Source organism: Sphingobium sp. R-21, assembly GCF_049913335.1.
GTDB lineage: Bacteria > Pseudomonadota > Alphaproteobacteria > Sphingomonadales > Sphingomonadaceae > Sphingobium.
Genome location: NZ_CP184374.1, coordinates 2808549 through 2820815 on the forward strand (window position 1 = coordinate 2808549; position 12267 = coordinate 2820815).

Annotated in this window: 7 protein-coding genes; 5 read left to right on the forward strand and 2 right to left on the reverse strand. The window is 59.1% G+C overall.

Annotated elements, in window-relative coordinates; all coding sequences use genetic code 11:
* Nucleotides 1-1008 carry a CBASS cGAMP-activated phospholipase gene (locus tag ACN9MX_RS13545; protein WP_426387094.1) on the reverse strand — a complete coding sequence of 336 codons (1008 nt, stop codon included), beginning with the start codon at nucleotides 1006-1008 and terminating at the stop codon, nucleotides 1-3.
* A gap of 2 nt (nucleotides 1009-1010) precedes the next feature.
* Complete coding sequence (locus tag ACN9MX_RS13550) at nucleotides 1011-1247, reverse strand: DUF2188 domain-containing protein (RefSeq protein ID WP_426387095.1); 237 nt, start codon at nucleotides 1245-1247, stop codon at nucleotides 1011-1013.
* Nucleotides 1248-1350: 103 nt separating this feature from the next.
* Between ACN9MX_RS13550 and ACN9MX_RS13555 the strand changes: the two genes are divergently transcribed.
* From ACN9MX_RS13555 to ACN9MX_RS13575, 5 genes are read left to right on the forward strand one after another with little or no spacing between them, the layout of a single operon-like run.
* Nucleotides 1351-2214, forward strand: coding sequence for a WYL domain-containing protein (locus ACN9MX_RS13555; RefSeq protein ID WP_426387096.1), 864 nt, complete (start codon nucleotides 1351-1353; stop codon nucleotides 2212-2214).
* A 22-nt stretch (nucleotides 2215-2236) separates the two neighbouring features.
* Nucleotides 2237-5740, forward strand: coding sequence for a helicase-related protein (locus ACN9MX_RS13560; protein WP_426387097.1), 3504 nt, complete (start codon nucleotides 2237-2239; stop codon nucleotides 5738-5740).
* Complete coding sequence (locus ACN9MX_RS13565) at nucleotides 5737-6165, forward strand: hypothetical protein (protein WP_426387098.1); 429 nt, start codon at nucleotides 5737-5739, stop codon at nucleotides 6163-6165. The genes ACN9MX_RS13560 and ACN9MX_RS13565 overlap by 4 nt, the downstream gene beginning before the upstream one ends.
* Entirely contained in the window at nucleotides 6165-8948 is a 2784-nt protein-coding gene (locus ACN9MX_RS13570) for a DUF1156 domain-containing protein (RefSeq protein WP_426387099.1), read from the forward strand. The genes ACN9MX_RS13565 and ACN9MX_RS13570 overlap by 1 nt, the downstream gene beginning before the upstream one ends.
* A gap of 12 nt (nucleotides 8949-8960) precedes the next feature.
* Nucleotides 8961-12266: a DUF499 domain-containing protein gene (locus ACN9MX_RS13575; protein WP_426387100.1), complete on the forward strand. Its 3306-nt coding sequence runs from the start codon at nucleotides 8961-8963 to the stop codon at nucleotides 12264-12266.
* The last annotated feature ends 1 nt before the right edge of the window (nucleotide 12267 follow it).

Sequence of the window (12267 nt, forward strand, 5' to 3'; positions counted from 1 at the left end):
TCACCTGTAGTGCGGCACGAATTCTTCGGCCGGCGCGCCGAAGAATTGCGGATGGAGAATGGGCTTCTGAATGCGGGCCTCGGCAAAGGCCCGGTCCTTCAGGCTGCGGATGCGGCTGGTGTCGTCGAGCGAATAGAAGCCGTCGGGCACTGGCTGGGAGACCCGGTAGATCGCCTTGCGATCATGGGGGTCGCCGGTCAGAATCTGTGCAATACCAAGCGATCCGTGAGATTGGCCGGCCATGAACAGACTGGCCATCTGCGGAGCAAGGCGCGCGGCACCATAGGCCTCGCGAACAAGCTTGATGTCGTCGAGGCAGCCGATGCTCAGGACGCGGATTTCGTCAGCTGACCAACCCAGCGTCGCCACCGCCTCCACCACCGCGATGCCGGTCGGATTGTTCGCCCACATTCCGCCATCGGCGAGCCCGACGTCATTGGCCGTCACATGCTGGGCGAAATACGTGGGAGCCGCCGCCGTGGCCAAGGCCGCATCGATGGCCAGTTCCTTGAAGTCGGTCCGCAGGCGCGGATGGTGCGCGGTCTTAAAGATGTAGACGCCCTGGGTCTGGGGATGCCACGCCGGGATGACGAGCCGGGTCTGGGCTTCGCCAAGCTTGCGATCCCCCAGCACGCCATGAAGCGCATCGCGCAAGGGCTGCGTGCTGTATTTTGGACCCCAGAACAGCCAGCGCCCGGTCCGGACACGGCGATCGATCCAGCCAGCAATGCCGGTGCGGGTCTGCGCGAAGATCGCCGGCCCTTGCTCTTCGTAGAGCTTGAGGATGTCGGAAGCGCGCATGCCGAGCGCGAGGCCAATCGCGATGATGCCGCCGGTCGAGGTGCCGGAGATCAGGTCGAAATAGCGGCCAATGGGCTCGCCAAGGTCCTGTTCGAGGTTCGCGAGGAACGCGGCCGGGAACGTGCCACGGATACCGCCACCATCGATGGTCAGTATCCGCTTCACGGGCCTATCCTCGGGCACGGGCATGATCGGCTGGCTGGCCATGCTCAGTACTTCTTGTCCTTGGGCGGGCACGGATCGTTGCCCGGGGCCACGGTGTCCGAGTCGCGCCAGCGGCCATCGCGCCCCTGAATGCGGACCTCGCCGCCGCCGAGGTTGCGCACCGTCTGCTTGGCGGCCTGTTCGGCAGCCTTCTGGGTGGTATGAACGCTGCTTGCGCGTTCGCCGCCGGGAGCCTGAACGGCCCAGCCCCGCGGATGCTTGGTAACGTATCGATCGGCCATGGCGGCCCCCTTTCGGCGTTGACTCACTAACACCATGAGAGTAGAAACTATACGTGACTTTTGTCAAGTACGTATAGTTTCTACTCTCATTAAGGGCGATTGGGTGCGCTGGGGAATCGAGCAAAGGCTTGAATTTATTGAGTTCCGCTTGTTCTGGGAGGGGACGATCAACCGCGCTGATATCGTGGATTACTTCGCTGTGTCGGTTCCGCAGGCGTCGAAAGACCTCGCCCTCTACCAAGAGCGTGCGCCCGGAAACATGGAGTACGACAAGCGCGGCAAGCGGTACGTTGCCGCCGACAAGTTCATGCTGCGGTTCCTGAACCCTGACCCTTACGTCTACCTCTCGCAGCTGCGCTCGGTGGCCGAAGGCGCGGTTCCGTCACACGAATCGTGGATTGCCAATTTGCCGAGCGCGGATGTGGCTCTGACGCCCAAGCGCGACATCGACATGGAGGTCCTGCGCAAGGTGCTCGACGCGGTGCGGGAGGGCGCCTCGATCGAAGTTTTCTACCAGTCCATGAACGCTGCGCGGCCGGAGTCCACGTGGCGGCGCATTACCCCGCATGCGTTCGGCCATGACGGCTTTCGCTGGCACGTTCGGGGGTTTTGCCACCTCGAGCATAAGTTCAAGGACTTCCTCTTGCCGCGCATTCTCGAGGTTCGCGGGAAGGACAAGCCGGGCGCCACTGGCGAAGAGGACTGGCTCTGGAACAACTATTTCGATGTCCAGATCGGACCGCACCCTGATCTGACCGACAGCCAGAAAAAGGTTGTGGCGAAGGATTATGGGCTGGACCACGGCAACGGCGTGCTCAGCGTTCGCTATGCGATGCTGTTCTATGTGCTCAAGCGGCTGGGGCTGCTAGGGGATGCTGCCAAGCAGAGCGCTCGCACTCAGCATATTGTTACGATAAACCGCAAAGAAACAGAGGCTGCGCTTGAGAAAGCGGAGTTGCGTTTGTGACGGTATGGGGATGTGACAAGTAATGGGGGCGAGGCTTGAGGACATCAAGAACGGCGCATCTGTGCGAGGTATTGCCTCGACGCAGTCGGCGCAGGTTCTATCCGTGGATTGGATTGGCGATCAGGCGATCAATGTCGTCTACCGCGATCACAACGGCACGGTGGCCGAGTCGGTTCTCTATCGCGACGATGAACATCGCCTGGAAGTAGAGCAGAACGGGCGGCCTTGGTCGTTCGATGCCGACGGCGAACTGTTGCGACTTGTGACCGAGGCCAACCGCATCAAGCTGGCCCACTACTTCGATCCCTATCTCGCCATCCACACCAGCTTGGTCGATCCGTTGCCGCATCAGATTTCGGCGGTTTACGGCGAGATGTTGCCCCGCCAGCCTCTGCGCTTCCTGCTGGCGGACGATCCCGGCGCCGGCAAGACCATCATGGCCGGTCTGCTGATCAAGGAACTGATCGCGCGCAGCGATCTTGAGCGCTGCCTCGTGGTTGCCCCGGGCAGCCTGGTCGAACAGTGGCAGGATGAGCTTGGCCAGAAGTTCAATCTCGAGTTCGACATCCTCAGCCGCGACATGATCGAGAATTCCCGGTCGGGAAATCCGTTCAGCGACCGTGATCGACTGATCGTTCGCCTGGACGTCCTGGCGCGCAACGAAGACCTTCAAGACAAGCTCATGAGCGCCCGCGAATGGGACCTCATCATCTGCGACGAAGCCCATCGCATGTCGGCCACCTATTTTGGCGGCGAGGTCAAATATACCCGGCGCTACCAGGTCGGACAGAAGCTCGGGCAGGCCTGCCGTCACCTGCTGCTCATGTCGGCAACGCCGCATAACGGTAAGGAAGAGGACTTCCAGCTGTTCATGGCCCTACTCGACGGCGACCGGTTCGAGGGCCGGTTCCGCGACGGCGTCCACTATGCCGACACCGCCGACATGATGCGGCGCCTGACCAAGGAAGAGCTGCTCAAGTTCGATGGGCGACCGCTTTTCCCTGAGCGGCGGGCGCGGACGGTGAAGTACCAGCTGTCGGAGGGCGAGGCCGCCCTTTATACCGCTGTGACCGAATATGTGCGCACCGAGATGAACCGGGTGCAGCGCTTCGCCGAAGGGGATGGCAAGAAGCGGAACAATGTCGGCTTCGCCTTGCAGATCCTCCAGCGCCGCCTCGCTTCGTCGCCGGCTGCGATCTACCAGTCCCTGAAACGCCGCCGCGAACGACTGGAAAACGAGCTGGCCGAAGCCCGGCTTGCCTCGAAGGGGCGGCGCGTCGGGATCGAGGAGCCGAAGTTCAGCGCGGACATGCTCCGCAATATCGAGGAATATGGGCAGGAGGAAATCGACGAGCTTGAAGATCTGATCTCGACCGGCGCGACGACTGCAGAGACGGTCGAGCAGTTGGCGCTCGAGGTCGAGACGCTCAAGGGGCTCGAGACAATGGCGCTCGGCGTGCTGCGCTCAGGCGTCGATACCAAGTGGTCCCAGCTGAACCAGATTCTCGACGACGATTTGATGATTGATGGGTCGGGCAATCGCCGCAAACTCATCATCTTCACCGAGCCAAAGGACACGCTTCACTACCTGCTGGACAAGGTGCGCGCCCGTCTCGGCAATCCCGAGGCCGTGGACGTCATCCATGGCGGTGTGTCGCGTGAGGAGCGCCGCAAGGTTGTCGAACGCTTCATGCAGGACAAGGACATGCTGGTCCTGATCGCCAATGACGCCGCCGGTGAAGGCGTGAACCTCCAGCGCGGCCATCTGATGGTGAATTACGATCTGCCCTGGAACCCCAACAAGATCGAACAGCGCTTCGGCCGCATCCACCGCATCGGCCAGACCGAGGTGTGCCACCTGTGGAACCTTGTTGCCGCTGACACGCGCGAGGGCGAGGTCTATGCCCGCCTGCTTGAGAAGCTGGAGGCTGCGCGCGAAGCTCTCGGCGGCCGGGTCTATGATGTGCTTGGCGAACTGTTTGAGGGTACGGCGCTCAAGGATCTGCTGTTTGAAGCCATCCAGTACGGCGAACAGGAGGAAGTGAAGGCACGCCTGTTCCGTCAAGTCGATGGTGCTGTCGATCAAGGACACTTGCTCGAACTGCTTCGCCGCCGGGCGCTTACCAACGACACAATGCCCGAGGCCAAGGTCGAGGAACTGCGCCTCGACATGGAGCGGGCAGAAGTGCTGCGCCTTCAGCCGCACCACATCCAGAGCTTCTTCGTTGAAGCTTTCCAGCACCTCGGCGGGCGCATCAAGCGCCGCGAAGAAGGGCGCTGGGAGATCACCCATGTCCCGGTACGCATCCGCGAGCGGGATCGCCAGATCGGCACGGCCGCGCCGGTTCAGAAGCAGTATGAGCGCATCTGTTTCGAGAAGAGCAAGATCAACCAGCAGCCTGTGGCCGCATTCGTCTGCCCCGGGCATCCGCTGCTGGAGGCGGTGATCAGCCTAATCCGCGAGCAATATGACCAGATCATGCGGCAAGGTGCGATCCTCCTCGACGATACCGATGCCGGCGATACGCTGTCCGCTATCTTCCTGCTGGAACACAGCATCCAGGACGGTCGCATGACGAGCCTTGGCAAGCCGCATGTGATTTCGCAGCGGCTTCAGTTCGCGGCGATCGACAAGACCGGACACGCCGTCAACGCGGGTATTGCTCCCCACCTCAATCTCCGCCCGGCTAAACCGGAGGAGGTCGATGCCGTGCGCGACCTTCTCGACGAGGATTGGCTGACGACCGAGCTGGAGAAGGTCGCCATTCGGTTCGCCACAGTCGAGTTGGCGCAGGGCCATGTCGCGGAGGTCAAGGCGCGGCGTATCCCCGAGATTGACAAGGTCGAGAGCGAGGTTCGCGCTCGCCTCAAGAAGGAAATCAATTACTGGGATTCGCGTGCTTTCGAACTGAAGGAGGAGGAGAAGGCGGGCAAGAAGACTCGGCTCAGCTGGCAGAATGCCCAACGCCGTGCCGAGGATCTGGCGGAGCGTCAGAAGCGCCGGATGGATCAGCTCGAGAAGGAGCGGTTCATTTCATCGCAGCCGCCGCGGGTCCGTGGTGGCATGGTGGTCATACCGCGCGGCCTGCTGGAAGAGCGCCGGGCTCCAGTCATGCCGAACCGCTTTGCCGAAGATCCGGCGGCGCGCCGGGCCATCGAGCTTGCCGCGATGGAAGCGGTAATGGCGGCGGAGCGCGCGTTGGGGAACAGCCCAGTCGATGTGTCAGCCCAGAAAATCGGCTACGACATCGCCTCGCATGATCCGGACACCGGCCATCTGCGCTTCATTGAAGTGAAGGGGCGGATCGACGGTGCGAATTCAGTGATGATCACACGGCAGGAGATCATCACTTCGCTCCACGAGCCAGAGAAGTTCATTCTGGCGGTCGTGTCGGTCAACGGCGGTTTTGCGCATGCGCCGCGCTATGTGCGTGGCCCTCTGCTGGATCGTGAGCCATCCTTTTTGGAGACGGCCGTTCAGTTCCATTTGCCACGGTTATTGGAACGTGGGGGGGAGCCAGCATGAAACGGAAAACAGAGAAATATTCCGTCGTCTATTCATTTAATGGACGATGGGAAAAATCTCTTGTTCGCAAAAAGGTGAAGGTGTTTTTCCGAAAAAGGAGGCCAGTACTGCCCCCCGACCGCGTATTTTTCTATGTTGGCGTTCCGGTTAAAAAGATAATTGGATTCTCAGATCTCAATTTTATTGAGAAAGTCGGGCTCGATGAAGCCATAAAATGTAAAGACGAAGGCTGCATTACGGAAGCTGAACTGGAAAGATACATTGGGCCCGACGGATATGTATTCGCCATCCACTTAAAAGAGGCGATCATTTTTGAAAATCCGATGGATCTCGAATCTTTGAGAAATGAGTTCAGCTTCAACCCTCCTCAAAGCTTCTCAAATTTAAGTGCCAATTTCGAGCGCCGCCTCGTGGAGAATAGATAGTGAAGAAAAAGCTCATCGAAGTTGCCATTCCACTCGAGGCGATCAATGAAGCTTCAGCCAGAGAGAAGTCGATCCGGCACGGGCATCCATCGACTATGCATTTGTGGTGGGCGCGACGGCCGCTTGCTGCCTGCCGTGCAGTGCTTTTCACTCAGCTCGTAGACGATCCGTCGAGCCACCCCGACAAGTTCCCCACGCATGACGCTCAGGAGGCGGAACGTAAGCGGCTGTTCGCTATCATTGAGAAGTTGGTGCAGTGGGAGAATTCCACGAATGAGGAAGTGCTAGAAGAGGCGCGGGCAGAGATCCGACGGAGTTGCGGTGGTGAACTGCCGCCAGTCTACGATCCATTTTCCGGTGGCTGCTCCATTCCGTTAGAAGCGCAAAGGCTCGGTCTTCCTGCCTTTGGATCTGATCTAAATCCTGTCGCGGTAATGATCGGCAAAGCGATGATCGAGATTCCCCCGAAATTCAAAGACGGTGGGCCAATTCATCCCGACATTAGAGAGCGACAGTTTTACCGAAATTCCGAAGGTCTAGCTGAGGATGTACGTCACTACGGCGAATGGATGCGCGATAGGGCTTTGGACCGCATAGGCCATCTTTATCCGCCCGTGACCCTGCCGAAAGAACTTGGCGGCGGAGACGCGACAGTGATCGCCTGGATCTGGGCAAGGACAGTGCCCAGCCCGGACCCAGCATTTTCGGGTGTTCACGTGCCTATCGCGTCGAGTTTCCTTTTGAGTTCCAAGAGCGGCAAAGAGTCGTGGGTGGAACCAATCATCGACAAGCAGGCAAAGACCATCTCCTACCGAGTTAGGAACGGGGGAACAAAGGAACAGATCGCGGCGGCAAAGGAAGGTACCAAGGCGGGTCGCGGCGCCAATTTCAGCTGCCTCATCTCAGATACAGCAATCACTCCAGAATACGTGAAACGGCACGGTAAAGCTGGAAGCATGGGACAAACTCTGATTGCCATCGTCGCTGAAGGCAATCGGAGCCGGGCCTTTGTTTCGCCAACCGCAGAGCACGAAGCGCTGGCGTTCTCTGCGAAGCCGCACTGGGAGCCCGCAACCAGCCTGCCGAATGATCCGCGCAATTTCTGGACTGTGGATTATGGCCTGACAACCTTTGGCGACCTCTTCACTGATCGCCAGTTGGTTGCGCTGAACACCTACAGTGAGTTGGTGCACGAAGCGCGAACCCAAATCGAGGCAGACGCCTTGGCGGCGGGCCTCTCATCTGACGGAAAGCCTTTGCGCGAGGGCGGAACTGGCGCGAAGGCCTATGCTGAAGCCGTGAGTGTATATTTAACATTCGGCATTAGTAGACTTGCAGACATTTGTAACTCACTTTGCGTTTGGTCTAGCTCCGCCAATCAGGCGGTCCATCTTTTTGGTCGACAATCCATTCCTATGGTCTGGAGCTTCGCCGAGACCGGACTGTTCTCTGATATGGCCGGAGACTATAGAACATCACTCAATAGCATAATTAAAGTTTTACTGAGATTTTCACCTGCCGCCCTTGGATACGAAACTCAATCAGACGCTCAATCAAATAAATATACTAGTGATGCGGCCATATCTACAGACCCGCCATACTATGACAATATAGGTTATGCAGATCTATCTGACTTCTTTTACGTGTGGATGAGTTCCGCACTCAAATCTGTTTATCCCGAGATTTTTAGCGTTTTGGCAACGCCGAAAGCGGATGAACTAGTCGCTGCCCCTTACCGTCACGGTGGCAAGGAGGCTGCCGAGAACTTCTTCCTTAGCGGCATGACTGCCGCCATTGCGAAAATGGCAAGCCAATCTTCTGGGGAGTACCCTGCTGCAATATTTTACGCATTCAAGCAGAGTGAGGTGGCCGCCGAAGGAATAAGCTCCACGGGTTGGGCAACTTTTCTTTCAGCAGTGATGAACGCCGGGTACGCCATAGTCGGGACTTGGCCGGTCCGGACGGAACGCGATACCGGTCTAAAAGTCGGCATGAATGTTCTTGCGAGCTCGGTCGTTCTGGTTTGCCGGAAGAAAGAGGTCGATGCAGAATCTATTACTCGTGCAGAGTTCATCAGGGCATTGAAGCGTGAATTGCCACCGGCCATTGCTGAACTTCAGGCGGCTAATATCACCCCGGCAGACATGCCGCAGTCGGCTATCGGCCCAGGAATGGGCGTTTTTTCCCGATACAAGGCAGTCCTCGAATCCGACGACAGCCCCATGGCAGTGAAGACTGCGCTTCAGCTGATCAACCGTGAATTGGACGAATATCTGGGCGGCATCCAAGGTGAATTTGATGCCGACACGCGCTTCACTATCACGTGGTTCGAGCAGAACGGCATGGGCAAAGGCGATTACGGAACGGCCAATAGCATTGCCACGGCACGCGGTATTTCTGTCGAGAGTGTTAAACATGCCGGAATCGTCGAAAGTGCGGCCGGCAAGGTTCGCATTCTGTCTCGTGACGAGCTCTCAAATGACTGGGAGCCTGAGAGTGACAATCACCTGACGGTTTGGGAATGCCTGCAACACTTGGTCAAGCGCCACGAAAAGGGCGGAATCTCTCATGATTCAGTGGTCTTGCTGAAGAAGCTCGGCACCCAAGCTGAGGCAGTGAAGGATCTCGCCTACTGCCTTTTCGACATCAGCGCGAACAAACGGAAAGATGCGAAAGAAGCCATGGCTTACAACGGGCTGATTGCAGACTGGACGGAAATGACGCGACAAGCAGCGGCGATCCACGACACGAGCGGAAATCGCCAGATCCGCATGGATATTTGAGGGGTATAGGGCGTGGCAAAAAGCACCCGTCAGTATGTTTTCGAAGGCATGGAGCTGCTGCCGGCGGCGCTCATCCCGTTCGTAGAAAAGCGGCTGGAAAACTCCCTCAAGGGCCATTGGCAGGTCCAGGTCCTTGAGAAGCTGCCAAGCCTGCGGCCCAACAGCAGCGGTGAGGTCGGGTGGGATCAGGCCGCCTTGTTCAACGCGATGGACCGCTTCTGGGGCGAGGCATTCAAGACCGTTCTCGGCCGTGCCGAGCGGTCGTTGGTGAACGAACTTGGTGATGTGCGGAACAAGCTCTCCCACAACGAGAACTTCACATACGACGATGCCGAGCGTGCCCTCGATACGATGCGACGCCTCATGGAAGCAATCAGCGCGGGTGAGACGGCAGAGCAGCTGTCCAAGATGCGCGATACCATCCTGCGGACGAAGTTTTCCGAGCTTCAGCGCAACGAGGAACGCCGCAAGACGCAGCGTCTGGAAATCTCGGTCGAGACTGTGGCGGGCCTGCTGCCATGGCGTGACGTGGTCGAGCCCCATCAGGACGTTGCCACCGGTGAGTTTCAGCAAGCGGAATTCGCGGCCGACCTCGCCAAGGTTCATTCAGGCAGCGCGCCGCCGGAATATCGCGATCCACGCCAGTTCTTCAGCCGCACCTACCTGACGGAGGGTCTTAGTGCGCTGCTGGTCGGCGCAGCCAAACGGCTGTCTGGCAGCAGCGGCGATCCCGTCGTCGAACTCCAGACCAACTTCGGCGGCGGCAAAACCCACTCGATGCTGGCCCTCTACCATATGGCCGGCCCTACGCCGACGCAGGACCTCTCGGGTCTCGACCAATTGCTTGAACAGCATGGCCTGAGCGTCCCGAACAGCATCAACCGTGCCGTTCTCGTCGGCACATCGCGCGGACCGCAGGACGTCTTGAACGCCGAAGGTGGCCGCAAGATCCGCACCACCTGGGGCGAACTGGCATGGCAGCTCGGTGGTGTCGAAGCCTTCGACATGATTGCCGAGAATGACGCCAACGGTATCGCGCCCGGTTCTCATCTGCTTGAAGCGATTTTCAAGAAGTTTGCGCCGTGCCTCATTCTGATCGACGAATGGGTCGCTTACCTCCGCCAAGTCTACAAGGTCGAGGGGCTACCCTCCGGGTCGTTCGACGCGAACCTTTCGTTCGTTCAGTCTCTGACGGAGGCCGTTAAAGCCAGCCCCGGCACCTTGCTGGTTGCGTCGTTGCCGGCATCGCAGATCGAAGTCGGCGGCGAAGGTGGGCAGGAAGCTCTCGCCCGCCTCAAGCAGACGTTCAGCCGCGTGGAATCGTCATGGCGCCCTGCGAGCCAGGAAGAGAGCTACGAGATCGTTCGCCGACGGCTTTTCAAGGAAATCCCGGGCGACAAGTTCCATCATCGCGACAACACGCTGAAGCAGTTTGCGAAGCTGTATCGCGAAAATGCCGATGATTTCCCGCAAGGCTGCGCAGACGAAGATTACCGGCGCAAACTGGAAAAGGCCTACCCGATCCACCCCGAACTGTTCGACCAGCTCTATACCAGTTGGGGCTCGCTCGAAAAATTCCAGCGAACGCGCGGCGTGCTGCGATTAATGGCACAGGCCATTCACGAACTTTGGATGAACGGCGACCCTTCGGTCATGATCATGCCGGGCAGCGTTGCAGTTAGTTCGCCCCGCGTCGAACCGGAGCTGCTGCATTACCTTGACGTTAGCTGGCAGTCGATCATTGCTGGCGATGTCGATGGAACGGCCTCAACGCCCTACAAGATCGATCAGTCGGCTCCCAACCTCAATCGCTATTCAGCGACGAGGCGTGTGGCCCGCGCCATCTTCATGGGGACTGCACCGACCCATCAGCAGCAGAATACGGGCCTTGATGACAAGCAGATCAACTTGGGCGTCGTCCAGCCCGGTGAGCGCCCCGCGATCTTCAGCGATGCGCTACGCCGTCTGACCAACCAGGCGAAGTTCATGCATGCCGACCTTGGTCGGTATTGGTATTCGATGTCAGCGAGCCTCAATCGCATTGCGGCCGACAAAGCCGGACAGATCGAAGCCGCGCTTGTCGATATGAACATCGATGCCGAGCTGGGCAAATACGTGAATGGCTTGGCCGATCGTGGTCATTTCGATGCGGTCCAGGTCGCGCCCACCACCTCGGCGGAGGTGCCTGACGAAGCGGGCGGTGTGCGTGCCGTAGTCCTGGGGGTTGCTCACCCCCATCATGGCCGGGACGGCTCTGATGCCCTTAAAGAGGCAAAGGACATCCTGTTGCAGCGGGGCAGCACGCCTCGTGTCTACCGCAACATGCTCGTCTTCATCGCTGCGGATGCCCGCCAGCTCGACCATTTGAAGGACGCGGTGCGGTCGGTTCTGGCGTGGGGAGAGATTGTTCGGGACAAGGAGCGTCTGGAACTTCGCCCCAGCGACCAAAAGCTTGCTGAGGCGAAGTTGACCGAAGCGAAGGAAACGATGAAGACGCGCCTGAAAGAAGCGTGGTGCTATCTGCACTACCCTTCTCAGGAGCGCGCGCAGGCTGACGTAGAGTGGGTTTCCGGAAAGATTCCTGCCCAGGATGGATTGCTGGCACGGGCGAGCAAGAAGCTGGTCGCCGATGAAGGATTGCTCACCGAACTCGGGCCGACGCGCCTGGATCGAGATCTCCAGAAATACATCTGGAACGGCAAACCGCACCTCAGCCTGAAAGACCTGCGGGAATATCTCAACCGCTACATTTACTTGCCCCGCCTGAAAAATCAGGAGGTGTTGATCAAGGCCGTTCAAGCGGCGGTGACCGGCATGCTGCCTGGCCCGTTTGCTTACGCCGAGCGCTGGGATGAGAAGTCAGGCACGTATCTTGGCCTGGCGATCGAGCGAGCGACGAATGCGACTGTCGTGATCGACGGGGACAGCGTGATCATCAAGCCCGATGCCGCGGAGGCGCACCGTCCGGCACCGACGCAGCCGACATCAGGCAGTGGAGAGACCGGCGACGGTGGCGGCGGAGAACCGGCGCCAGGTCCCGGAGAGACCCCGCCGGGAGGTCCGCCTGAGACGCCGCCAACGGAAAAGGTGCCGACCCGCTTTACTGGTGCCGTCATGATCTCAGCCGATCGGCCTGCGAGAGACATCCACCAGATCGTGGAAGCCATTGTCGAGCAACTCACGACCCTGCCCGGTAGCGCTGTGAAGCTCAGGCTCGAAATCGAGGCCGATGTCCCATCTGGTCTCGATCGAGCAAAGGTCAGGACGCTGGTTGAGAACGCCAACACCTTGGGTTTCGTTGAGAGGTCGATCGAATAGC

Coding starts and splice junctions, on each gene's coding strand:
- ACN9MX_RS13545 (WP_426387094.1), bottom strand. CDS start 1,008: ATGGCCAGCCAGCCGATCATGCCCGTGCCCGAGGATAGGCCCGTGAAG.
- ACN9MX_RS13550 (WP_426387095.1), bottom strand. CDS start 1,247: ATGGCCGATCGATACGTTACCAAGCATCCGCGGGGCTGGGCCGTTCAG.
- ACN9MX_RS13565 (WP_426387098.1), top strand. CDS start 5,737: ATGAAACGGAAAACAGAGAAATATTCCGTCGTCTATTCATTTAATGGA.
- ACN9MX_RS13560 (WP_426387097.1), top strand. CDS start 2,237: ATGGGGGCGAGGCTTGAGGACATCAAGAACGGCGCATCTGTGCGAGGT.